This is a genomic window from Niveispirillum sp. GW835-FHT14G11, from assembly GCF_058793615.1.
Map to the genome: position 1 here is coordinate 62,578 of NZ_JBXAFZ010000020.1, position 21,757 is coordinate 84,334.

The window sequence follows — 21,757 nt, forward strand, 5'->3', positions numbered from 1 at the left end:
GACGCCCCCCATGCCGCTTCTCGACATCAAGGACCTGTCCGTCACGTTCGCCACCGCCCGCGGCCCCTTCCGGGCCGTCGATGGCGTCGATCTGTCCATCGACCCTGGCGAGGTGCTGGGCATCGTAGGGGAGAGCGGGTCGGGCAAGTCCGTCACCTCGCTGGCCGTGCTGGGCCTGCTGGCCGACAATGCCAGCGTCACGGCCGCGACGATGGCATTCGACGGGCAGGATCTGCTGACCCTGTCGGCCAAAGGCCGCCGCGGCCTGAATGGCGGGCAGGTGGCGATGATCTTCCAGGAACCGATGAGCAGCCTGAACCCCTGCTTCACGGTCGGCTTCCAGATCGGGGAGACGCTGGCCCAGCATGAGGGATTGTCGGGCAAGGCGCTGCGCCGGCGGTCCATCGACCTGCTGGAACAGGTGGGCATCCCCGCGCCGGAAACGCGCCTGTCGGCCTTCCCGCATCAATTGTCGGGCGGGATGAGCCAGCGGGTGATGATCGCCATGGCCATTGCCTGCAACCCGCGCCTGCTGATCGCGGACGAACCCACCACGGCACTGGACGTCACCATCCAGCGCCAGATTCTGGACCTGCTGCGCGATTTGCAGCGCCAGCGCGGCATGGCCATGATCCTGATCACCCACGACATGGGCGTGGTGGCCGAATGCGCCCACCGGGTGCAGGTGATGTATGCCGGCCAGGTGGTGGAGAACCGGCCGGCGGACCAGCTGTTCGAGCGGCCCCGCCATCCTTATACGGCCGCCTTGCTGGACGCGCTGCCCGAGCGGGCGGTGGGACGGCGGCGGCTGCCCACCATTGCCGGCACTGTGCCGGGCCTGGGCGACCGGCCCACGGGTTGCCTGTTCCAGCCGCGCTGCGCGGTGGCGGGGGATCGTTGCGCCGTGCGGCCGGCGCTGCTGCCCGATGGGGATGGATGGACGCGGTGCGTTCGGGTGGAAGGAGCACCCGCATGACCATCATTCTGGAAGCCCAAGCGCTGCGCCGCCATTACAAGGTCAAGCGCGGCCTGTTCAAGGCGCCGGCCACCGTGAAGGCGGTGGACGGCGCCAGCTTCACCGTCACGGCCGGCAAGACCTTGGCGGTGGTGGGCGAGAGCGGGTGCGGCAAGTCCACCCTGGCCCGCCTGCTGACCCGGATCGAGGCACCGACCGATGGTGCCCTGCTGTTCGACGGGCGCGACGTCACAGTGGTACCGAAGGCCGAGGAGAAGGCCCTGCGCCGGGCCGTGCAGATGGTGTTCCAGAACCCCTATGGTTCGCTGAACCCGCGGCAGAAGGTGGCGGATATCCTGGCCGAACCGCTGCTGATCAATACCGACCTGCCCAAGTCGGAACGCCGCGACCGGGCCGTCGCCATGATGGCAAGGGTCGGCCTGCGTCCCGATATGGCCGACCGCTATCCGCACATGTTCAGCGGCGGGCAGCGGCAGCGCATCGCCATTGCCCGCGCCTTGATGCTGGACCCCCGCGTCGTGGTGGCGGACGAGCCGGTGTCGGCCCTGGACATCTCCATCCAGGCCCAGGTCCTGAACCTGATGATGGATCTTCAGGACGAGCTGGGCCTGGCCTATGTGTTCATCAGCCATGACCTGTCGGTGGTCCGCCATATCGCCGACGAGGTGATGGTGATGTATCTGGGCCGGCCCGTGGAACAGGGGCCGAAGGACGCGATCTTCGCCGATCCGCGCCATCCCTATACGCGGGCATTGCTGGCCGCCATGCCGCGCGTCCATCGGGGCGGAGCGCCTGACGCAGTACCGGTGACCGGCGAGTTGCCCAGCCCCATGGACCCGCCGCCCGGCTGCACCTTCCACAAGCGTTGCCCGCTGGCCAAACCGCGCTGCGCGGTGGAGATGCCGGGGGCCCGGCCGCTGGACGGGCGCATGGTGGCCTGCCATCTGGCGTGAGGGCGTTCGGAGGCAGGACGTCCCATGCTCCGAATACACCGCCTCCTATGCAACATTGTGCAACATGAACGCCTTCCATTCGGAGCGGGCAACGGACGGACTCCGGTTCAAACCGCTTCTGTGCAACATCATGCAACACGAAATCGGTGCTGTTTCAGAGGGACTGGCGGGGTCGCTCCGAATGGGCGGGTCCCTATGCAACATCATGAAACAGCAAACACCCCTGTTTCGGAGCTGGGGCATCGCCGCCTCCGACCCGGTGCGGGCATGGCAATGGCCTGGACGGAATCAACATAACAGGCTGCCGGTCTGATTCGTAGAGTGACGAATCCCCCTTGCGCACTTGCCATATTATGATATCAAAATTATATCACTTTGAAGCAACGAGGGATCATGATGCAGAAACCACAACAGATCGGTGACCGGGCCGTAACGCCGCCCAACGGCCTGGCCATGCTGGCCATCACGTGGATCATGGCCATTCTCGGCATCGTGCTGACGATCACCAGCTTCAAGGCCGGCAACGGCATCGTGTCGCTGCTCTGGGTGCTGCTGACCGTGCTGGGCCTGTTCTTGATGCTAGGTCTGTTCATCGTGCAGCCAAACCAGGCGGTGGCCCTGACCCTGTTCGGCGAATATCGGGGCACGGTCAATGTGCCGGGGATGCGCTGGGTCAACCCGTTCTACGGCAAGCATCGCGTCTCGCTGCGCGTGCGCAATTTCGAGACCGGCACATTGAAGGTGAACGACGCCGATGGCAGCCCCATCGAGATCGGCGCCATCATCGTCTGGCAGGTGACGGATGCGGCCGAGGCCCTGTTCAATGTCGAGGATTACAAGGGCTATGTGTCGATCCAGGCCGAATCGGCCCTGCGCCTGATCGCCACCTCCTACCCCTATGATGATCATGGCGGCGAGGTCATCTCGTTGCGCGGCCATGGGGAGGATATCTCCAATCACCTGCAGGTGGCTGTGCAGGAACGCCTGGCCCAGGCCGGCATCAAGGTGATCGAGGCGCGGATCAGCCACCTGGCCTATGCGCCGGAAATCGCCAGCGCCATGTTGCAGCGCCAGCAGGCCAGCGCCATCGTGGCCGCCCGCGCCAAGATCGTGGAGGGGGCTGTGGGCATGGTGGAAATGGCGCTGGAGCAGCTGGCCGCCCGCGCCGTGGTGCATCTGGATGACGAGCGCAAGGCGCACATGGTGTCCAACCTGCTGGTCGTCCTGTGCGCCGACCGCGCCACGCAGCCCGTGGTGAATGCGGGGTCGTTATATTGAGAGCGCAGGTCAGGTCGAAGCAAATGCCGATCACTGACCTGCGACGGTGCCAATGATTGTCAGGGCTCGGCATTCGCCGCGACCTGACCTGCGGGAAGTAGAATGGCGGAGAAGAAGGCATACCCCCTGCGCATCGGCGCGGACGTGCTGGAGGCCATGCAGCGCTGGGCCGACGATGATCTGCGCAGCCTGAATGCCCAGATCGAATATGTGCTGCGGGCCCAGTTGCGTCAGGCGGGACGGCTGAAGCCGCCCGGCCCGACGCCGGCGGTGGAGGAAAGGGAATAGGGGGCGGACCGGCATCCGCCAGCCCGCCCCCTTATCACGCTCAACCCTTTACGCCGCGATGATGGTCTTCACAAACCGGTCGACCTCGGTGTTCAGCACGACGGACTGACGCGTCACGTCGGATGCCGTGCCATGCACCGTCGCAGCCGCACCGCCGGTATTGGCCGCCGCCTGGCTGACGCCCTGCACGGCGTTACAGACAGCCTGGGTGCCGTTGGCCACCTCCTGCACGGTCCGCGCGATCTCGTTCGTGCTGGCCTGCTGTTCCTCAATGGCCGCGGCGAGCGCGGTGGTGATCTCGCCAATCTTGTCGATGGTATTGGCGATGCGGGCGATGGCGGTCACGGCGGCCCCCGTCTCGCGCTGGATGCTGGACACCTGTGAGGTGATGTCCTCCGTGGCCTTACCCGTCTGCATGGCCAGCGCCTTCACCTCCGACGCGACCACTGCGAAGCCCTTGCCGGCCTCCCCGGCGCGGGCCGCCTCGATGGTGGCGTTGAGCGCCAGCAGGTTGGTCTGGGCGGCGATGCCCTGGATCAGCCCCACGACCTCGGAAATACGACCGGCGGCACTTTGCAGGCCATCCATGGTGCGGCTGGTCTCGCCCGCATCCTCAACGGCGGCGCGGGCGACATTGTTGGCCTCCACCACCTGACGCGCGATCTCGGAGATCGACGCATTGATCTCCTCCGTCGCGGCGGCCACGCTTTGCACACCAGCAGCACTTTCGTCCGACGCGGTCGCCACGTCGGCGGCCTGGTTCGCGGCGGACTTGGCGGCACCGGTCAGACCCTCCGCACTGTCGCGCATGTCCTGGGCGGAACGGGCGAGTGCGTTCGACACATCGCCCAGCTTGCCGGCGAAATCGCTGGTCAGCTTCTCCAGGCGGCGCTGACGCTCTTCCTTGGCGGCCTGTTCGGCCTTCTGTTCGGCTTCCAGACGCTTGGCCTCCGCCAGCCCGCGCTTGAACACGTCCAGCGCGTCAGCAATCTGCCCGATCTCATCACCGCGGCCGGTTTCCGGCACGTGGGCCGTCAGGTCGCCTTCCGCCATGCGCCGCACAGTGCCGGTGACGGCCACCAACGGTGCCGTCACCTGACGCGACACCAGCCAGACGGCAAAGCCGACCGATCCAACAATGCCGATGATGGCGATGACCAGCATCATCAACCGTTCCCGGTCACCGAAACTGTCCAGATCGACAATGACCTGATTGACGCGGCCGACCTGTTGCTCCGACAGGGCGACCATGGCCTTGTTGAAGGCCTGACGGTTGGCACGGTTGGCGTCATTGTCGCCATAGACACGGGCGGCAGGTGCACCCTCGGCCTGACCCAGGCGGATCAGCTCGCGTCGGAAGGTGACAAACTCCTGCCCACGGGCCACGGCCTCATCCATGGCAGCCTTCTGGGCCCCCTGCGCCAGCGCCTGATATTCACCCAAGCGCTTGTCCAGAAGGTTGAGGCTCGCCGTCATCGGCTTGGCGAACTTCTCCACCTCGGCCGCGTCGCGGGCCATATAGATGCCGCGGCTATCCATGACAACGCCATTGATCAGGCCATTGATCTGTTCGGACAGGACGGCGCGCCGCGTGTCACGCCCCATCCGCTCCACTTCACCTTGATAGACCGACATGGCGGACAAGCCCATCGCGGCCATGACAATGGCCACGATCGCCAGCATGCCCATGGCAATGTTGACCTTCATGCCGATGCGCAGATCACGGAGCTTCACCATTCCAACCTCCCCTTTCCGCCTTCGCGGGTTCCGATGAGCGTTTCACTCGGAACGGAAATCATAGGGTTGGAATGATGAAGCGCAGTCCCGCGATTTTGGTGAGTGCAAAGGGTTAGGTACCGTTAAAATCGCCCATAATGGTGCGACGCAAATGGTCAGGCTGGCCGCGACTTGCGAATGAAGCGCAAGAACATGGGAACTCGACCCGCCTCCAGCGCCTTCTGTTCATAGCGGGTCTGCGGCCAGTCTTCGGGACGAACCCTCCAATCTTCGGCCGTTCTTGCCGTCCATTCGAAATCAGGATGGCGCCAGGTGTGCTCCAGCATCCAGCGCTGCAACTGCGGATCGTCGGACGCGATACGCAACTCCGCCCCGTCCTTCAGGACGCGCGACAGGCGGGCCAAGTTGACGGGGCCGATGAAGCGGCGGAAGGCGTGGCGCGCCTTGGGCCAGGGATCGGGGAACAGCACGAAGGCCCGGCCGACCGAGGCGTCGGGCAGCGCGTCCAGGATGGGGCGCGCATCATCGGGCACGACACGGATATTGGTCTGCCCCTCCTCCTCCACATGCTTCAGCAGGGAAGAGACGCCGTTGACGAAGGGCTCGCACCCGATGAAGCCGATATCGGGATTGTGGGCCGCCTGCCAGGCGAGGTGCTCACCGCCGCCGAACCCGACCTCGAACCACAGGTCACGCTTGGGCGCATCAAACAGGGTGGCGGGGTCCAGCCGCTCGCCCTCTACCGGGGCCGTCAGCTTCATCCTTGGCAGCAGCGTTTCCATCACCTCCTGCCGGTGCTTGCGCAGGGGCCGGCCATGGCGGCGGCCATACAGAACCTTGCGATGGGGGGTGCTGTCGTCGGACATGGGGGCGACTCGGGAGCTGAACAGGAAGGGTGGAATGGCAAACGGCCCGCCGATCAGGCGGGCCGTCGCTTCATTTTAACGGACGGCAAGCCGTCTGAGGCTAAATCAGGCGCCGAAGGCCGATTTCAGGTCGGCGACCAGATCGGTCTTCTCCCAGCTGAAGCCACCATCCGCATCCGGGTCACGGCCGAAATGGCCATAGGCGGCGGTGCGGGCATAGATGGCGCGGTTCAGCTTCAGATGCTCACGGATACCGCGCGGGGACAGGTTCATCAGCTCACGCAGCACGTCGGACAGCTTGTCCTCGTCCACGCGGCCGGTGCCGGCCGTGTCGATATAGACCGACAGCGGATGCGAGACGCCGATGGCATAGCTGAGCTGGATCGTGCACTTCTCGGCCAGGCCGGCGGCCACGACATTCTTGGCCAGATAGCGGGCGGCATAGGCGGCCGACCGGTCAACCTTGGTCGGGTCCTTGCCGGAGAAGGCGCCGCCGCCATGCGGAGCGGCACCGCCATAGGTATCGACGATGATCTTGCGGCCGGTCAGACCGGCATCGCCATCGGGACCGCCGATGACGAAACGGCCCGTCGGGTTCACATAGAACGCCTCTTCCGGGCACATCCAGCCTTCCGGCAGGAAGGACAGCACATGGCGGCGTGCCGTCTCGCGGATTTCCTCCTGGGCCACGCTGTCGCTATGCTGGGTGGACAGCACGATGGAGGTGGCGCCCACGGGCTTGCCATCGCGGTACTGGAGCGAGAACTGGCTCTTGGCATCGGGGCCCAGCCAGGGCGTGGCACCGCTATGGCGCACTTCCGCCAAGCTTTTCAGCAGCATGTGGCTGTAATAGATCGGCGCCGGCATCAGGGCCGGCGTCTCGGTGCAGGCATAACCGAACATGATGCCCTGGTCGCCCGCACCCTCGTCCTTGTTGCCGGCGGCATCGACACCAACGGCGATGTCGGCGGACTGGGCGTGCAGATGCACGGACACTTCCGCATGCTTCCAGTGGAAGCCGTCCTGCTCGTAACCGATATCCTTCACGGCGGCGCGGGCCACATCCTCCACCTGCTCCAGCAGGCCGGCGGGACCGCGCACTTCACCGGCGATGACGATGCGGTTTGTGGTGGCCAGCGTCTCGCACGCCACGCGGGCATAGGGATCCTGGGCCAGATACAAATCGACGACGGCATCGGAGATACGGTCGCACACCTTGTCCGGATGGCCTTCAGACACGGACTCTGACGTGAAGACGTAGTTCGATTTGGCCACTTGGGATCGCCTCGGCTGAACGGTTGTGAAAAGCAAAACACGCCGCCCCGCTTTCACTGGGGCAGCGTGTTTGTCGCAATCTTTTCCTACAGGGTCAAGCACATCGGAGACTGAAACCAGCCGGCGTATGGCTGATTTCCGTGTGCCGCCGGGCTTATGCTGCGTCGGCGGGACCGGCAACGGCCTTCGTCAATTCGAAGATGCGCTTGCGCACGGCCGGATCGGTGATCCGGTAATAGGCGCGCACCAGCTCCAACGTCTCGCGCTTGGCCATCGGATCGGGCTCGCCCGCCTCCGGCACCGGTGTCGGGGCCGGGTTGGAGGTGCCGTCGGGATAGGGCATGTCATCGAAGAAGAAGGACACCGGCACATCCAGGACGCGGGACAGATCGAACAGGCGGGACGCGCCGATGCGATTGGCGCCGCGCTCGTATTTCTGCACCTGCTGGAAGGTCAGGCCGATGGCCTCCCCCAGCTTTTCCTGGCTCATGCCCAGCAGGGTGCGGCGCAGCCGGACACGCGTACCGACATGAACATCAATGGGATTCGGCTTGCCCAGCTTCGGGCGACCGCCACCACGACGGCCACGGGTCTCGGTTTGCATATGGACAACCTCCAGAATGGCTCTGGCATGATCCTGCGACATACGTTTGCATGTCGTCAAGCGATTTGCCGCTATTCTTTGGTATGGATAAGCATCCAACTATGCATCCACAAGGATACATGACCCAGTCGGGTTCGGCGGGCGAACAGAGGTTTGCTGCCGTCAAGAGGGTCGGGGGCGGATTGCGGCGATGCCCAACAACAACGCCAGCCAGATCACGGCCGGAACCCAATCTCCATAGTCTGCATACAATGGCACGGTTTCAGCGCGTTGGGGTAGTGAAATATCAAGGTTTCCGCTATCGCCGAGCGGTAGCACCCCCCGCACCCGCCCGTATGCGTCGATAACACCGGAGATGCCGGTGTTGGCGGCGCGTACCAGCGGCACGCCTTCCTCCACCGCGCGTACGGCGGTGATGGCAAAATGCTGGTGCGGGCCGGCCGTCTGTCCGTACCAGGCATCGTTGGTCAGGTTCAGCAGCCAGTGCGGCCGCTCCCCGCCGCGCGGCATCACGGCACCGGGGAAGATCACCTCATAGCAGATCAGGGGACTGGCGGCCGGCGCGCCCGGCAGGGACAGGGACTGCGGGCCGGGGCCGGCGGAGAAGTCGGCGGCCGCCGCCACGGCCTTCATCCCCTTGGGCAGCAGGCGGCGCAGCGGCAGATACTCACCAAACGGCACCAGGTGCGCCTTGTCGAAGCTGGCCGCCACCTTGCCGCCCGGGGTCAGGGCGAACAGACTGTTGAAATAGATATAGTCGCCGGCCTCATTGGTCGCCAGCCGGTTGGCACCGGTGATCAACGCCCCACCCGGTGGGGCCACCTGGGTCAGCAGGCGGGTCAGGGGGGCCTGGTCCGGGTTGTCGCTGTCGGACGACAGGAAATAGGGCACGGCCGTTTCCGGCCAGATGACATGGGTGACGCGGTCCCAGCCTTCCGCCCCCGACATGTCAATCAGGCGGCGCAGATTGTTGATCTTCGCCTCCTCCTTCCATTTCAGGGCCTGGGGGATGTTGGGCTGCACGATGCGCAGCATCACGCCCGGCACGTCGCCCAGGCCCTGGCCCGCCATGCGCCAGCCGCCCCAGCCGGCCAGCAGCGCCAACCCCAGCAGGCCGGCCAGGGCCGGCCGCCAGCTGGGCGTGGGCCCCACCAGGGTGGCCGGCAATGCTGCCACCAGCACGGTCAGCAGCGACAGGCCATAGATGCCGGTGACGGACACCGTCTGTAGCACGGGCAGGACAGGCACCCAGCCATAGCCGATCAGGTTCCAGGGAAAGCCGGTGAACAGATGCCCGCGTGCATATTCAACCGCCACCCAGGCCAGGGCCAAAGCCCCCACCTCCGCCCAGCCCGTCAGGCCCCAGCGCCGCCGGGCCCAGCCATAGGCGGCGGTTCCGGCCCCCAGGAACAGGCCCAGCACCGCCGGCAACCCCAGCAATGATGCCGGCAGCATGAACCAGAACCGGCCGATATCGGTGAACAAAGCCGCACTGATCCAGTAGAGCCCTGGCACATGATGGCCCAGCGCAAAGGCGAAGCCGATGGCAAAATCGGTCTTCGGCCGGTCCGAGCCGCGCAGCAGCCAGACCAGGGCCGGAAATGCTGCCCACAGCAGCGGCAGCGCATGGATCGGCGGCAGGGAGAGTGTGGCCACCGCCCCCGCCAGCGCCGCCAAGCCCAGCCGTTTCCATCCCCGCACAGTGATGAGCCGTCCGGCCAGATTGGCGAGACGGGGGGAGACGGCTTGGTCGGTCATGAAGGGGCGGTCCTGGCGGTTCCGGTTCGGATGGCGCGCCATCCTTGAGCTTGTGTCACCGCCAGGGCAAGGGTGTTACCCCACGGCCCGCTGCGGCTCGTCCGCATCCTCACCACGATTCATGACGAGATTATGGACGCGCAGCATCTTGATGCGGCGGGGATCGGCGTCCAGGATCTCGAATTCCAGGCCGCTCGGGTGCTTCAGCACCTCGCCCGCCGCCGGCACGCGGCCGGCCATGGCGAAAACCAGGCCGCCCAGCGTATCCACATCCTCCAGTTCGTCCGGCCCGAAATAACTGCCCAGCTGGGCCTCGAACGCCTCCACCGGGATGCGGGCATCGACCTCGATGGTGCCGTCGGGGCGCGGCGCCAGGGCGCTGGCCTCCGCGTCATCATGCTCATCCTCGATCTCGCCGACGATCTCCTCCACCAGATCCTCAATGGAGACCAGACCGTCGATGCCGCCGAATTCATCCACCACCAGGGCCAGATGCTGGCGCTTCTGGCGCATCTTCAGCAACAGGTCCAGGACGGGCATGGAGGGGGCGACAATCATCACCTCGCGGGTGATGGCCTCTAAATCATAGGCGCGAACACCGGCCACACAGGACAGGACGTCCTTGATATGGACCATGCCCAGCACGTCATCCAGCTCCTCCCGGTAGACGGGCATGCGGCTGTGCGCCTCCTCGGAGAAGCGCCTGATCAGGTCGGGCAGGGAAATACTGAGCGGCACGCCGACAATATCAGCGCGCGGCACCATGGCATCGGCCACGGTGCGGTGGCGCAGCTTCAGGATATTGGAGAGCAACGCCCGTTCGCCCTCCGCCATGGAGGGTTCGGCGGGCCCCGTCTCATCGATCAATTCCTCGATCGTGTCGCGCAGCGTGTCGCCGCCGCGTACCCCGAGGATCGACCGCAGCCAGCCACGCAGGTGCTGGGCGAGGGTCCCTTGTTCTTCGGCCCCGTCTTCGCGGGGCGTTCGACTGTCGCTGAGGTCGGCCATCATCTTTCTGGGGTTGTGGAGACAGGCCCGGGAGCCAAGCCACCGGGGTCAACAGCGGCGGAGCCGCCGGGGTCATCAGGCGCACGGTGTCCTTCCGGGAGCCCGGCATAGGGGTCGGCGATGCCGAGCCCCGACAGGATCTGGGTTTCCAGCCGTTCCATCTGTTCGGCCTCGGAATCCTCAATATGGTCGTAACCCAGCAGATGCAGAACGCCATGGGTCACGAGGTGGGTCAGATGGTCGGCGAAGGGCTTGCGCTGTTCGCGCGCCTCGCGTTCCACCGTTTCAAACGCCAAGATCACATCGCCCAATATTACAGGAACGGGGGCATCTGGCGACAGGAATTCCGCGTCGTCGCCGTCGGCGTCCGCATCATCGCCGTCAATGACCTCCTCGCCCTGTTCTTCATCCCCGTCCCACGCTTCATCCGCTTCCTCTGCGCCGCCATCGGCATAGAGGGCGAAGGACAGGACATTGGTGGGCTTGTCCTTGCCGCGATAGCTTTTGTTCAGCTCCTGCACCGTGCCGTCATCGGCCAGAACCAGCGACAGTTCCACCGGCCCCTGCGGCAGCCAGTCCGGGTCCTGGCCATGGGCAGCCGACAGGGCGGAACGCGCCGCGCGCTCGCACAGCAGTTCCACGTCGGAAACGATGGTTTCCCACCGGTCATCCTCGATGGACAGGGCGATATCGACCCGTTCGGGCATGATCAGGCCTCTCCGGCAATCTTGGCCGCGCGATCGGCGGCATCATAGGCCCGCACGATGCGGCCCACCAGCGGATGACGCACGACATCCTGGTCGGTGAATTCCACGAAGGACACGCCGTCCACCCCGCGCAGGATGGACAGGGCCTCGCGCAGGCCGGATTTCTGGCCGGTGGGCAGGTCGATCTGGGTGACGTCGCCCGTCACCACCATGCGGCTGCCCTCGCCCAGGCGGGTCAGGAACATCTTCATCTGCATGGGCGTGGTGTTCTGCGCCTCGTCCAGAATGACGAAGGCATGCGCCAGGGTGCGGCCGCGCATGAAGGCCAGCGGTGCCACCTCGATCACGCCGGTCTCCAGCCGCTTGGTCACCTGGTCGCCGGGCAGCATGTCATGCAGCGCGTCATAGAGCGGGCGCAGATAGGGGTCGACCTTCTCCTTCATGTCGCCGGGCAGGAAGCCCAGGCGCTCCCCCGCCTCCACCGCCGGACGCGACAGGATGATACGTTCGATCGAGCCCTGCATCAGCAGGCTGACGGCCTGGGCCACTGCCAGATAGGTCTTGCCCGTGCCGGCGGGACCCAGGCCGAACACCAGCTCGCTTTCGGCCAGCGCCTCCAGATAGCGGGCCTGGGTGGCGCTGCGCGGGGTGATGGTGCGGCGCTTGGTCTTCAGGCCGGCGCGCGGGTCCGACAGCTGGGCCAGCACCGTGCCGCTGCTCTGCACATCGGCGCTGATGGCCAGGCGGGCGGCGGCATCCACCTCCCCCGGCCCCACAGCCATGCCGGCCTTCACCCGGTCCCACAGGGCCAGGATGGCAGCGCGGGCGGCCTGGGTCGCCTCGTCCTCGCCGACGATCGACAGGACATTGCCGCGCGAGAGCAGCCGCGTGCCCGTCTGTTTCTCCAGCCGGGTCAGGAACTGGCCATGCTCACCAAACAGCAGGGGCAGCAGGCGGTTGTCATCGAACGACAGTTCCAGACTGGTCAAGCGCAAACCTCCACCACCGCCGGAGCGGCGGCCAGGGTGATCGTTTCACCCGTCAGGACCCGACCCGACAGGCTATTGGCATAGGCACCCTCGACGGCGACATCGACGATACGGCCCATCAGGCGGGCGGGTGCCTGGACATAGACAGACTGCATGAAGGGACTGCGGCCCAGCAACTGGCCTTCCAGCTTACCCACGCGGTCGAACAGCACCGGCAGGGTCTTGCCCACCAGCGTCTGGTTGAAGGCCACCTGCTGGGCGTTCAGCAGCTGCTGCACCGCCTGCAACCGGTCATCCTTGACCCTCTCCTCCACCTGACGGCCGTCCAGGCCGGCGGCCGGGGTGCCGGGACGGGCGGAGTATTTGAAGCTGTAGGCCTGGGCATAGCCGATATCGGTGATCAGGCGCAGCGTATCGGCGAAATCCTGGTCCGTTTCGCCGGGGAAACCGGTGATGAAGTCCGACGACAGGGCCAAGTCGGGCTGACGTTCACGCAACCGGTCGATCAGGCGGCGGTAATCATCGCCCGTATGCTTGCGGTTCATGGCCGCCAGGATACGGTCGGAACCGGACTGTACCGGTAGATGCAGGAAGGGCATCAATTGCGGCACGGAGCCATGGGTGGCGATCAGGTCATCGTCCATGTCGCGCGGATGGCTGGTCGTGTAGCGGATACGCTCCAGCCCATCGATTTCCGCCAGCGCCCGGATCAGACGGCCCAGGCCCCAGACCTTGCCGTCCGGCCCCTCGCCATGGAAGGCGTTGACGTTCTGGCCCAGCAGCGTGATTTCCTTCACGCCATGCCCGACCAGACGCCGCGCCTCGTTCAGCACTTGGCCCACCGGGCGGCTATATTCCGACCCGCGGGTATAGGGCACGACGCAGAAGGTGCAGAACTTGTCGCACCCCTCCTGCACCGACAGGAAGGCTGCCGGGCCCTGCGGTTTGGCGCTTTCCTCGGGCAGCAGGTCGAACTTGCTCTCCACCGGGAAATCGGTATTGACCACGCCGCCGGCCCCGCGCACGGCGCGCGTCACCATTTCGGGCAGCTGGTGATAGGTTTGCGGCCCGAACACCATGTCGACATGGGGCGCGCGCATCATGATCTCCGCCCCTTCGGCCTGTGCCACACAGCCGGCCACGGCGACGACCATGCGCCCGCCCTCGGCTGCCTTGTCGTTCTGCAGGTGACGGATGCGGCCCAGCTCGGAATAGACCTTTTCCGACGCCTTCTCGCGGATATGGCAGGTGTTCAGGATCACCATGTCGGCGCCGTCGGGCTGATCCGTCGGCTCATAGCCCAGGGGCGCCAGGACATCGGCCATGCGGTCGCTGTCATAGACATTCATCTGGCAGCCATAGGTCTTGATGAACAGCTTCTTCTTCAACGCCGTCCCCCGGTACCGGGGCCTTTCCGCATGACAAGAGATGCGGGCGGCACAGGGCCACCCGCTTAACCGGTGCAAGATAGGGATGTGGGCGGTTTAGTCAACGATGGTCGCGTGATGGATGGGGGCGACGGGGGTGCATGGACCCCCATCGCCCCCACCTCGCCTCACTCCTCAATCGGCCGATACCGTGCCCGATACGCCGCTTCCTCTGCCGCCATGCCCTCCGCCGCGCGGCCTTCCTTGATATGGCCCAGCAGCGCGTAGAGCACTTCCTGCACGCCCTGGCCGGCGGCACCCGACATGACCAGCACCGGCTTTTTGGCCGACCGGCGCAGCTTGGTCCGCTTGAACTCGATCTCCTCGTCCGTCAGGGCATCGACCTTGTTCAGGACGACGATTTCCGGCTTGTCGGCCAGGCCGCCGCCATACATGCGCAATTCACGCCGGATGGTGCGGTAGGCCAGTTGCACATCCTCCTGCGTGCCGTCGATCAGGTGCAGCAGCACGCGGGTGCGCTCGACATGGCCCAGGAAGCGGGTGCCCAGGCCATGGCCCTCATGCGCGCCCTCGATCAGGCCGGGGATGTCGGCGATCACGAACTCCTCCTCACCGGCCTTCACCACGCCCAGATTGGGCACCAGCGTCGTGAAGGGATAGTCGGCGATCTTGGGCCGGGCGCGGCTGACAGCGGCCAGGAAGGTGCTCTTGCCGGCATTGGGCAGGCCCAGCAGGCCGGCATCGGCGATCAGCTTCAGGCGCAGCCAGACCCAGCGCTCCTCCCCCGGCCAGCCGGGACCGAAATTGCGCGGCGCGCGGTTGGTGGAAGTCTTGAAATGCTCGTTGCCGAATCCGCCGTCGCCGCCCTTCAGCAGCACGATGCGCTGACCGACCTCGGTCATGTCGGCGATCACCGTCTCCTGATCCTCGTCCAGCACCTGGGTGCCGACGGGCACGCGCAGCACGGCATCATCGCCATGGGCGCCGGACCGGGAGGAGCCCATGCCGTGGCCACCGCGCTTGGCCTTGAAATGCTGTTGATAGCGATAGTCGATCAGGGTGTTCAGACCGTCCACCGCCTCGATCACCACATCGCCGCCGCGCCCGCCATTGCCGCCATCGGGGCCGCCATTGGGGATGAACTTCTCCCGCCGGAACGCCACCGCACCGGGCCCGCCATCGCCGCTCTTCAGGAAGATCTTGCACTGGTCGAGGAACTTCATGGCGGCACCGCGCGAAGGGAGACATTGACAGGCGGGCTCCCAAGGCCGGCGACCGCCGGCCCGCGACCACATGGTCGCGTAAGCCAAGGGCCCGGATGGGCCCGCCCGGCGCCTGAGGGCGCACAAATAAAACTCAAACAAAATCGGGGGAACGGTTGCCCGCTCCCCCGATCCGTCACATTCCTTGCACGCCGGCCCGAGCCGGCGGACAGGACCTTACTCGGCAGCCACAACGGCCTCTTCAACGAGGATCTCGTTGACGGCCACGAAGGTGCGGCCCTTCAGACCGGTCTTGAACTCGACATTGCCGTCGACCAGGGCGAACAGCGTGTGGTCCTTGCCGATGCCGACATTGGTGCCGGGGTGGAACTTGGTGCCACGCTGGCGGACCAGGATGTTGCCGGCCAGAACGACCTCACCGCCGAAGCGCTTCACGCCCAGACGACGGCCAGCGGTATCGCGACCATTGCGGGACGAACCGCCTGCCTTTTTATGTGCCATGGTAGTTACTCCTTACCGAATGCTTCAAAAAGGCGCTCAGGCCTGGATACCGGTGATGCGCAGCACCGTCACTTCCTGACGATGGCCGTTCTTCCGGCGATAGTTCTGGCGGCGCTTCTTCTTGAAGATGATGATCTTGTCGTTGCGGTCCTGGGCGACGACGTCAGCCGTGACGACCGCATTGGCGACCAGGGGCGAACCGACGGTGGTGGTGCCCTCGTTGCTGACCAGCAGGACTTCGTCCAGCTTCAGGGAGGCACCGGCCTCACCGGCCAGCTTCTCGACCCGAATGACGTCGCCGGCCGCGACCTTGTACTGCTTACCGCCGGTGCGGATGACTGCGAACATTCTAACCACCACTTCTTGAAAGACCCGGGAACCCCCGCCAATGGGGAAGCCCCTTCCATTCTGCCGCAAAAAGGAATACGGCAGCCGAACCGGCTCCGTTCCCAGAGGCGGCGGAATATACCTGTCCGCGACGGAGTGTCAACCGGGAACCGACTCTTTTCCTTGCGCTTTCGTCCCCCGCCACCTGCAAGGGTGAGGCCCACCCGCCGCATGGACCTGCTTATATTATAGGGGACGGGCGTGAAAAAGGAGTGTTGCATCGGCAACGGGCTTTGTGTAGGTTCCCCGCCACTTCGCCAGGGCGCCCCGGACTGACCGCCGGAACCAAACTGCGCGGCGGGGTCAGCGGAGAGGTGGCGGAGTGGTCGAACGCGTCGGTCTCGAAAACCGAAGTACCTGCAAGGGTACCGTGGGTTCGAATCCCACCCTCTCCGCCATTTACCCTCCCCAAAGCATCCACCAACGACCGAAAAACAGCGGCTTTCCTGGGCTTTTGCCTTAGTCCATCCACTGACGTCCACGCTTGACCACCGGAATCCACCGCCGGATGATGGGTACGTTGATGGGTGGATGATGGGTTGCGCCGCTTTGGCGTTGATGGGTAGGCTCTACCCATCGTCCCGCCCGTAACTCCTTGGGAGTAAAGGGCAATGCCGAAACGTGCCGCCGGGCTGACTGCAAGACAGGTCCAGTCCATGAAGACACCGGGCCTGTTCGCCGATGGTGGCGGGCTCTATCTACAAATCACCCACACCGGGGCCAAGACCTGGATTTACCGGTTTCAACTGGCGGGGCGTCGGCGGGACATGGGACTTGGGCCGCTGGCGGTCCTGTCCCTGGTCGATGCGCGACAGAAGGCATTGGAATGCCGCACGCTGGTCCAAGAGGGGATTGATCCTATCGAGCGGCGAACGCAACAGGATGCCGCTGCCGCGTTGGAAGCGGCCAAGGCCATCACTTTCCGGGAAGTCGCCACCGCGATGGTCGAGGCCAAGCGTCCCGGCTGGTCCAATCCCAAACACGCCGCGCAATGGACCAGCACGCTTGAAACCTACGCATATCCCATGCTGGGGCACCTGCCGGTCGGTGGCATCGACACCGATCTGGTCTTGCGCTGCCTGGAAGCGATCTGGACGGACAAGACGGAAACCGCCAGCCGACTGCGTGGGCGGATCGAGGCGGTGTTGGACTATGCCAAGGTGCGCGGTTATCGGGCGGGGGAGAACCCGGCACGGTGGAAGGGCCATCTGGACCACCTGCTGCCGTCCAAGTCTTCCGTCGCCAAGGTCGAGCATCATGCCAGCTTGCCCTATGCCGACATGCCCGCGTTCTGGCCCCGCCTCCAGGTCCAGGATGGGATGGGCGCTCGCGCCCTGGAATTCACCATCCTGACCGCCGCGCGCACTGGCGAAGTATTGGGGGCCACCTGGGATGAAATCGACCTGGAGGCGCGCATCTGGACCGTACCCGCCGCCCGCATGAAGGCCGGGCGGGAACATCGGGTGCCGCTGTCCGACCCGGCTGTGGCGCTGCTGCGCAAGCTGCTCGCTGTGCGCCGGGGTGCCTATGTCTTTCCCGGACAGCGGAAGGATCAGCCCCTATCCAACATGGTCATGAAGATGATGCTGCGCCGTATGCAGGTCGAAGTGACAGCGCATGGCTTTCGCAGCACCTTCCGCACTTGGGCAGCGGAGAAGACCGGCGTCGCCCATGAGGTGGCCGAAGCTGCCCTTGCCCATACGCAGGGCGACAAGGTGGTCGCCGCCTACCAGCGCGGCGACCTGTTCGAGAAGCGCCGCGCGTTGATGGTGGCCTGGGCCGCCTTTTGTGAAGGCAAGGTCACCGACGCGCTGCGATAAATCGTTCTATCGACTCGGCTCTCACCAAGGCGCGGCGGCCAATGTGCATCGTCTCAAGCTGCCCGGCGCTGATCAGCTCATAGAGCTTGCTGCGGCTGATCCCCAGCCGAGCCGCCGCGTCGGGTACGGACAGCAGCAGCGCATCGGGAGGGGCGGTCGGCGTCGGGGCGGGGGCAGGCTCCGACGCCGCCTCTGCTCCTCTGGTAATCGCGTCCAGCAGATAGTCCAGAAGCTGAAACCCGAAATAGCCAACCTTGTCATTGGTCAGCCGCAAGAAGGCAATCCTCCCGGATTGGCGAAGCTGCCGCATGTCGGCGGGGGAGACACCGACAATTTCGGCTGCTTCACCCTCACTATACCGGCGATAGAGCGGAACGCCGCATTCCGCTGCCAAATCCCGCATCATACGTCGGCGTTCATCCCGGTTCATCGTCCCTTCCCAGCGATACACTGACGGGCTTATCCTGTGGTCATTGTCGATGCGGGATGTTGGGCATGCAAGCGACACGAGACGATGAAGATGGAAACGCAGTGCTGGCCCGCGCCCGTGCGTTCGCAGACGAAACCAGAGGGCGCGTCGATGCCGTGCGTGATGCGCTGGCGGCGCTGGATGACTTCCGGGCCGATTGCGCTGCCGCATCGGATCGTGGCGTGACCCTGGGCACAGAGGCTGAAATCGCTGCCGCCAGCGTCATCCTGCATCGGTCCCTGGAACAGGCCCTTGATCATTGCAGCGAGCGCGACCTGACCAACGCTGCCGAACGCGGCTGGCTGCTGACGGATCAGGCCGCGCGAGCGGTGAAGGAAAAAAGACTGCGGGAACTGGCCAGGGTGCGGGACGGTAAGGAACACGGGCAGCGGGAGCATGATCGGGAATAGGGTGTCGTGGTAGTATCCGGCCATGGCACCTGTGGACAAATATGATGCCGATGACAGCGATTTCGACAACACCCATCAGGTGCTGCGTAACAAGCTCGGCCTGATCGATCCGACCCTTCTGGAAGAGGCAGAGAGCGCTGCCTTGATGACTGCCTATGACCGGGCCGCCTTGTCCTATTCAGAAACCCACCGTTTCACCCTGGAAGATGTCCGTGCGCTGCACCGGCTGTTCCTGGGCGATATCTTCGCCTGGGCTGGCACCTATCGCAGCGTTGATCTGATCTCTGGCGATATCCGCTGGTGCCACGCGGCCCATATCGATAAAGCCATGCAGGATTTTGATCGGTTGCTGGCGGCTTCGACGCCTTTCACACCGGACCTGTCACGCCATGACCTACTAGCCCGGCTCGCGGAAATCCATGGGGAACTGATCGTCATCCATCCGTTCCGTGATGGTAACGGGCGCGCTACCCGGTTGCTCTGCGACTTGCTGTTGATGCAGGCGGAGAGAGAGCCCATCGGGGTTGGCGCGTTCGATGATCAGGAAATCCGCCACGCCTATCATGCGGCAATCCGGCGGATTTGGGCCAAGGTGGATTACGGCCCGCTTATCGCCCTGCTGGATCGGCTTGTTCAGTAAGCACCCTGGCCGCCTGCTCGCGCTCCAAGTTGCGCAATTCCGCAAGGCAGTTGTCACGGGTGGTCGTCATGCCCTCCATCGCCGAACTAAACGCCACGGCCTTCAATACGACGCGGCGGCGGTCAACGGGGCTGAGTTGTTCGTAAAAACGCATGGCATCCTCGGTAGTTGCCAGAATTATAGCATGCCGCTTCGGTTGATCCATGCCTGATCAACGGGCAGTCGATGATCGGGATAATGATATACTGTCGCCGCAATCCCAGAATGGCCAGCCATCCCACAGTCGCGACAAAGTTAAACATGGGGGTAAGAGACGCCCCCTTCGACTTTGTCGTTGGCCTCTGCGATTGCAACTCTTACCCCCATTTTTATGGAACATTTTCCATATCTGCACCTGACCGCCGATGAGGCGGTTAAAATGATGCGGCCCACCCTCGAAGCCCGGCTCAAGTTCAAACTGCCGTCCGAGGCGCACGAGCCCACCTTGGAAATCAGCCCGGAAGGCGGGCTGCTGATCTGGTTCGATATCCAACCGCGCAAGCCAGCAAAGAAGGCGTCCGTCAATACTCGTCCGCCAGCATGATGGTCAGGACGCGGGCGGTCTTGGCGCTGTCGGCCGGATCGTCGGAACCATATTCCAGATTGCGGTCGTAATAGTCGATCTTCCAGAAGATGCGCGTGCCGTCCGCCAGATTGATGGCACCGAAATCATGCTCGCCATGCGGGTCATTGTCTTGCGTGAAGTCGGTGAACCCCTGCACCAGGGCGATGGCCTGGGACAGCAGCGGCTTCTCCAGCGACTGGGCACCCTGGGTCAACAGCACCTTGCCGAACTGGGGGGACATTGTCCGTCGCAAAAGGTCATTCAGCGTGGCGATCCGGTGGGTGCGTTCGCTGATTTCGGGAAGATTTGGGGTTTCCATGGAAGTGGGGGAAAAAGGGATTGACGCTATTTTAGCAGCGACCGATCAGGTCGCGTTGTTGGCCGCCTCCTCGTAGCATCGGGCCAATGCGTCCAGTTCCTTTGGCGTCAGCTTGGTCCTGCCGGTCAGGTCGATAGCCCCGAGTTCCGTGAATTCCACGACCTCGAAATTCGTGAAATTGATGCGGCCATGCACTACGAGTTGGCGGCCCGGCATCACAGCGTAGAGATATTCAATGTCGCCATGCAGGCGGTTGTCGGGGCAGATGCCATAGCCGAGCGTCCCGGTGAAGGGCGTTTCCTCAGGTATCTTGCCCAAGCTAGCGTTGAAGGCGGCGCTGTGCTGGTCATACTGGTTGCAGAGATGTTGCAGCAGCCGAGCGGCGGCATATTCGCTGTCTGCAAGGCCGCGTCGGGCGTCGAACCATTGCAGAAAGGGCACAATGTCGGGCAGGACGCCGGTCGGATACCCGTCTGAATGGCGGTAGATCAGGATGGAAGGTCGATCAAGCGGCTGATCCTGCTGATCGTAAAAGGCGATGTGGGCGCGTGTGGACATGGAAACGGGGGTTAAAGTGTCGCCCCTGCGACAGACCGAACCAGCGACCTGTCAAGGAGGAACCGTAGGCACAGCCGAGGGCAAATCCTTGACGGGGCCGCCGGTCTGTCAGTCTCGCGGCGCGTCAACCCCACCCATGTCACACCGCCCACGAGTGCCGGGTAATCAGCAGGCGGCGGACGCTTGTCCGATCTTTGCCGCACATGCCGCCTGTCTTGACGATTGCCCCGGCGGGCACCAGACTTTCTGACGCGATGGTCGCAAGCCCGTCTGGTGAGCGTGAAGCCATATCGCCGCCTCGCCAGCTCCGCCATTGCTGCCCGATGGTAAACACCGCCGCAAATGAAGCAGGTCATGACCGACGAGCCCATCTACCGCCAGCGCCTCCTGTCCCGCCTTGGCGAAGTCGCGGGGACGCTGGATGAACTCGGGCATCTGCCACCGGATCGGTTGCTGGCGATTGATGTCAGCATGAACGATGCCGAGCATACGGAATGGCTGCGCAAGGCGATCAGCGATAGTCAGAGGGGCGTTCCGCTTCACGATGGGGAAGAGGTGTTCGCGGAACTGCAACGTTGGCTCGTGAAGGAAAAGCAGCGTGAACATGCGCAAGGTTCTGTCCGTGGAAGCGGAACGCCCGGCGAAATCGCCGAGCGGATTGCCGAACTGCCGCATGGGCACTATCGTTTCACGATCCAGCGCATGCCGGAGAAACAGGACGTCATCGAAAGCGTTGATGCCTTGTTCCCGGTCACGCCCCATGACCTCCTTCCCGAACTTGCGGGCAAAACCGACGCAGAAATTCGTGAACGGATCGGGCAATGGGCGACCGGTGCCAACGAAGACATTGCCAGGGAAGTCCATAGACTCCGCCGCCATGTCGCCTGGGCACAGGCCGCCGGTTTCCTCTCGCGGGACGAATTATGTCTGCTGGCCTATGAGCTGATCCTGGCCCGGTTCGGCGCGGATCGTGGCGGGGAATGATACATCCGCCCAACC

At 64.5% G+C, this 21,757-nt stretch carries 24 protein-coding genes and 1 tRNA gene; 10 read left to right on the top strand and 15 right to left on the bottom strand.

The window, feature by feature from the left end:
- Positions 1–10 precede the first annotated feature (10 nt).
- From AC1Q7F_RS27715 to AC1Q7F_RS27730, 4 genes are all read left to right on the top strand, one after another.
- The gene (locus AC1Q7F_RS27715) at positions 11–976 is read left to right on the top strand and encodes an ABC transporter ATP-binding protein (RefSeq protein ID WP_492511795.1); all 966 of its coding nucleotides are present in this window, start codon (positions 11–13) and stop codon (positions 974–976) included.
- On the top strand, positions 973–1,929 hold the full coding sequence (locus tag AC1Q7F_RS27720) for a peptide ABC transporter ATP-binding protein (RefSeq protein ID WP_492511796.1): 957 nt from the start codon (positions 973–975) through the stop codon (positions 1,927–1,929). Before AC1Q7F_RS27715 ends, AC1Q7F_RS27720 begins: the two co-directional genes overlap by 4 nt.
- 393 nt (positions 1,930–2,322) lie before the next feature.
- Positions 2,323–3,207: an SPFH domain-containing protein gene (locus AC1Q7F_RS27725; RefSeq protein ID WP_492511797.1), complete on the top strand. Its 885-nt coding sequence runs from the start codon at positions 2,323–2,325 to the stop codon at positions 3,205–3,207.
- Between the two features lie 102 nt (positions 3,208–3,309).
- Positions 3,310–3,495, top strand: coding sequence for a type II toxin-antitoxin system antitoxin (locus tag AC1Q7F_RS27730; protein WP_492511798.1), 186 nt, complete (start codon positions 3,310–3,312; stop codon positions 3,493–3,495).
- A 48-nt stretch (positions 3,496–3,543) separates the two neighbouring features.
- Here AC1Q7F_RS27730 and AC1Q7F_RS27735 read toward each other — a convergent pair whose 3' ends face one another.
- The 12 genes from AC1Q7F_RS27735 to rplU form a co-directional block, all read right to left on the bottom strand.
- On the bottom strand, positions 3,544–5,232 hold the full coding sequence (locus AC1Q7F_RS27735) for a methyl-accepting chemotaxis protein (protein ID WP_492511799.1): 1,689 nt from the start codon (positions 5,230–5,232) through the stop codon (positions 3,544–3,546).
- Between the two features lie 155 nt (positions 5,233–5,387).
- Positions 5,388–6,098, bottom strand: coding sequence for a tRNA (guanine(46)-N(7))-methyltransferase TrmB (gene trmB, locus AC1Q7F_RS27740; RefSeq protein WP_492511800.1), 711 nt, complete (start codon positions 6,096–6,098; stop codon positions 5,388–5,390).
- Positions 6,099–6,203: 105 nt separating this feature from the next.
- Positions 6,204–7,373, bottom strand: coding sequence for a methionine adenosyltransferase (gene metK, locus AC1Q7F_RS27745; RefSeq protein ID WP_492511801.1), 1,170 nt, complete (start codon positions 7,371–7,373; stop codon positions 6,204–6,206).
- Positions 7,374–7,527: 154 nt separating this feature from the next.
- Positions 7,528–7,977 (bottom strand): helix-turn-helix domain-containing protein, encoded by a 450-nt coding sequence (locus AC1Q7F_RS27750; RefSeq protein ID WP_492511802.1) that lies wholly within the window; start codon positions 7,975–7,977, stop codon positions 7,528–7,530.
- 162 nt (positions 7,978–8,139) lie between these two features.
- Positions 8,140–9,735 (bottom strand): apolipoprotein N-acyltransferase, encoded by a 1,596-nt coding sequence (gene lnt, locus AC1Q7F_RS27755; protein WP_492511803.1) that lies wholly within the window; start codon positions 9,733–9,735, stop codon positions 8,140–8,142.
- Between the two features lie 75 nt (positions 9,736–9,810).
- On the bottom strand, positions 9,811–10,743 hold the full coding sequence (locus AC1Q7F_RS27760) for a hemolysin family protein (RefSeq protein ID WP_492511804.1): 933 nt from the start codon (positions 10,741–10,743) through the stop codon (positions 9,811–9,813).
- Positions 10,743–11,450 carry an rRNA maturation RNase YbeY gene (gene ybeY / locus AC1Q7F_RS27765; RefSeq protein WP_492511805.1) on the bottom strand — a complete coding sequence of 236 codons (708 nt, stop codon included), beginning with the start codon at positions 11,448–11,450 and terminating at the stop codon, positions 10,743–10,745. Before ybeY ends, AC1Q7F_RS27760 begins: the two co-directional genes overlap by 1 nt.
- Positions 11,451–11,452: 2 nt before the next feature.
- Positions 11,453–12,439, bottom strand: a complete 987-nt coding sequence (locus AC1Q7F_RS27770) for a PhoH family protein (RefSeq protein WP_492511806.1) — start codon at positions 12,437–12,439, stop codon at positions 11,453–11,455.
- The gene (gene miaB, locus AC1Q7F_RS27775) at positions 12,436–13,827 is read right to left on the bottom strand and encodes a tRNA (N6-isopentenyl adenosine(37)-C2)-methylthiotransferase MiaB (protein WP_492511807.1); all 1,392 of its coding nucleotides are present in this window, start codon (positions 13,825–13,827) and stop codon (positions 12,436–12,438) included. Before miaB ends, AC1Q7F_RS27770 begins: the two co-directional genes overlap by 4 nt.
- Positions 13,828–13,994: 167 nt before the next feature.
- The gene (gene obgE / locus AC1Q7F_RS27780) at positions 13,995–15,050 is read right to left on the bottom strand and encodes a GTPase ObgE (protein WP_492511808.1); all 1,056 of its coding nucleotides are present in this window, start codon (positions 15,048–15,050) and stop codon (positions 13,995–13,997) included.
- A gap of 216 nt (positions 15,051–15,266) precedes the next feature.
- Complete coding sequence (rpmA, locus tag AC1Q7F_RS27785; protein ID WP_492511809.1) at positions 15,267–15,551, bottom strand: 50S ribosomal protein L27; 285 nt, start codon at positions 15,549–15,551, stop codon at positions 15,267–15,269.
- 36 nt (positions 15,552–15,587) lie between these two features.
- Positions 15,588–15,899 carry a 50S ribosomal protein L21 gene (gene rplU / locus AC1Q7F_RS27790; protein WP_416573164.1) on the bottom strand — a complete coding sequence of 104 codons (312 nt, stop codon included), beginning with the start codon at positions 15,897–15,899 and terminating at the stop codon, positions 15,588–15,590.
- Between the two features lie 347 nt (positions 15,900–16,246).
- Here rplU and AC1Q7F_RS27795 point away from each other — a divergent pair.
- A tRNA-Ser gene (locus AC1Q7F_RS27795) sits at positions 16,247–16,336 on the top strand.
- Between the two features lie 213 nt (positions 16,337–16,549).
- Complete coding sequence (locus tag AC1Q7F_RS27800) at positions 16,550–17,758, top strand: tyrosine-type recombinase/integrase (protein ID WP_492511810.1); 1,209 nt, start codon at positions 16,550–16,552, stop codon at positions 17,756–17,758.
- On the opposite strand, the gene AC1Q7F_RS27805 is transcribed toward AC1Q7F_RS27800, so the two are convergent.
- Positions 17,739–18,188: a helix-turn-helix domain-containing protein gene (locus tag AC1Q7F_RS27805; RefSeq protein ID WP_492511811.1), complete on the bottom strand. Its 450-nt coding sequence runs from the start codon at positions 18,186–18,188 to the stop codon at positions 17,739–17,741. The two genes, AC1Q7F_RS27800 and AC1Q7F_RS27805, sit on opposite strands and share 20 nt — an antisense overlap.
- A 65-nt stretch (positions 18,189–18,253) precedes the next feature.
- Between AC1Q7F_RS27805 and AC1Q7F_RS27810 the strand changes: the two genes are divergently transcribed.
- The 3 genes from AC1Q7F_RS27810 (at position 18,254) to AC1Q7F_RS27820 (ending at position 19,860) form a co-directional block, all read left to right on the top strand.
- Entirely contained in the window at positions 18,254–18,637 is a 384-nt protein-coding gene (locus AC1Q7F_RS27810) for a hypothetical protein (RefSeq protein ID WP_492511812.1), read from the top strand.
- Between the two features lie 22 nt (positions 18,638–18,659).
- Positions 18,660–19,277 carry a Fic/DOC family protein gene (locus AC1Q7F_RS27815; RefSeq protein ID WP_492511813.1) on the top strand — a complete coding sequence of 206 codons (618 nt, stop codon included), beginning with the start codon at positions 18,660–18,662 and terminating at the stop codon, positions 19,275–19,277.
- A gap of 418 nt (positions 19,278–19,695) precedes the next feature.
- Positions 19,696–19,860 (top strand): hypothetical protein, encoded by a 165-nt coding sequence (locus tag AC1Q7F_RS27820; RefSeq protein ID WP_492511814.1) that lies wholly within the window; start codon positions 19,696–19,698, stop codon positions 19,858–19,860.
- Here AC1Q7F_RS27820 and AC1Q7F_RS27825 read toward each other — a convergent pair.
- Together AC1Q7F_RS27825 and AC1Q7F_RS27830 are read right to left on the bottom strand one after the other, a co-directional pair.
- Positions 19,838–20,122: a DUF3768 domain-containing protein gene (locus tag AC1Q7F_RS27825; protein WP_492511815.1), complete on the bottom strand. Its 285-nt coding sequence runs from the start codon at positions 20,120–20,122 to the stop codon at positions 19,838–19,840. The two genes, AC1Q7F_RS27820 and AC1Q7F_RS27825, sit on opposite strands and share 23 nt — an antisense overlap.
- 123 nt (positions 20,123–20,245) lie before the next feature.
- A complete protein-coding gene (locus tag AC1Q7F_RS27830) occupies positions 20,246–20,758 on the bottom strand; it encodes a hypothetical protein (protein WP_492511816.1) in 513 nt (170 codons plus the stop codon).
- A gap of 354 nt (positions 20,759–21,112) precedes the next feature.
- On the opposite strand from AC1Q7F_RS27830, the gene AC1Q7F_RS27835 reads away from it, so the two are divergent.
- Positions 21,113–21,742, top strand: coding sequence for a hypothetical protein (locus tag AC1Q7F_RS27835; protein WP_492511817.1), 630 nt, complete (start codon positions 21,113–21,115; stop codon positions 21,740–21,742).
- Positions 21,743–21,757 lie beyond the last annotated feature (15 nt).

Bases quoted from the DNA above. Each gene is read 5' to 3' on its own strand.
- AC1Q7F_RS27715 (WP_492511795.1), top strand. From the start codon at position 11: ATGCCGCTTCTCGACATCAAGGACCTGTCCGTCACGTTCGCCACCGCC.
- AC1Q7F_RS27720 (WP_492511796.1), top strand. From the start codon at position 973: ATGACCATCATTCTGGAAGCCCAAGCGCTGCGCCGCCATTACAAGGTC.
- AC1Q7F_RS27725 (WP_492511797.1), top strand. From the start codon at position 2,323: ATGATGCAGAAACCACAACAGATCGGTGACCGGGCCGTAACGCCGCCC.
- AC1Q7F_RS27730 (WP_492511798.1), top strand. From the start codon at position 3,310: ATGGCGGAGAAGAAGGCATACCCCCTGCGCATCGGCGCGGACGTGCTG.
- AC1Q7F_RS27735 (WP_492511799.1), bottom strand. From the start codon at position 5,232: ATGGTGAAGCTCCGTGATCTGCGCATCGGCATGAAGGTCAACATTGCC.
- trmB (WP_492511800.1), bottom strand. From the start codon at position 6,098: ATGTCCGACGACAGCACCCCCCATCGCAAGGTTCTGTATGGCCGCCGC.
- AC1Q7F_RS27750 (WP_492511802.1), bottom strand. From the start codon at position 7,977: ATGCAAACCGAGACCCGTGGCCGTCGTGGTGGCGGTCGCCCGAAGCTG.
- lnt (WP_492511803.1), bottom strand. From the start codon at position 9,735: ATGACCGACCAAGCCGTCTCCCCCCGTCTCGCCAATCTGGCCGGACGG.
- AC1Q7F_RS27760 (WP_492511804.1), bottom strand. From the start codon at position 10,743: ATGGCCGACCTCAGCGACAGTCGAACGCCCCGCGAAGACGGGGCCGAA.
- ybeY (WP_492511805.1), bottom strand. From the start codon at position 11,450: ATGCCCGAACGGGTCGATATCGCCCTGTCCATCGAGGATGACCGGTGG.
- obgE (WP_492511808.1), bottom strand. From the start codon at position 15,050: ATGAAGTTCCTCGACCAGTGCAAGATCTTCCTGAAGAGCGGCGATGGC.
- rpmA (WP_492511809.1), bottom strand. From the start codon at position 15,551: ATGGCACATAAAAAGGCAGGCGGTTCGTCCCGCAATGGTCGCGATACC.
- rplU (WP_416573164.1), bottom strand. From the start codon at position 15,899: ATGTTCGCAGTCATCCGCACCGGCGGTAAGCAGTACAAGGTCGCGGCC.
- AC1Q7F_RS27800 (WP_492511810.1), top strand. From the start codon at position 16,550: ATGCCGAAACGTGCCGCCGGGCTGACTGCAAGACAGGTCCAGTCCATG.
- AC1Q7F_RS27805 (WP_492511811.1), bottom strand. From the start codon at position 18,188: ATGAACCGGGATGAACGCCGACGTATGATGCGGGATTTGGCAGCGGAA.
- AC1Q7F_RS27810 (WP_492511812.1), top strand. From the start codon at position 18,254: ATGCAAGCGACACGAGACGATGAAGATGGAAACGCAGTGCTGGCCCGC.
- AC1Q7F_RS27815 (WP_492511813.1), top strand. From the start codon at position 18,660: ATGGCACCTGTGGACAAATATGATGCCGATGACAGCGATTTCGACAAC.
- AC1Q7F_RS27820 (WP_492511814.1), top strand. From the start codon at position 19,696: ATGATGCGGCCCACCCTCGAAGCCCGGCTCAAGTTCAAACTGCCGTCC.
- AC1Q7F_RS27825 (WP_492511815.1), bottom strand. From the start codon at position 20,122: ATGTCCCCCCAGTTCGGCAAGGTGCTGTTGACCCAGGGTGCCCAGTCG.
- AC1Q7F_RS27830 (WP_492511816.1), bottom strand. From the start codon at position 20,758: ATGTCCACACGCGCCCACATCGCCTTTTACGATCAGCAGGATCAGCCG.
- AC1Q7F_RS27835 (WP_492511817.1), top strand. From the start codon at position 21,113: ATGACCGACGAGCCCATCTACCGCCAGCGCCTCCTGTCCCGCCTTGGC.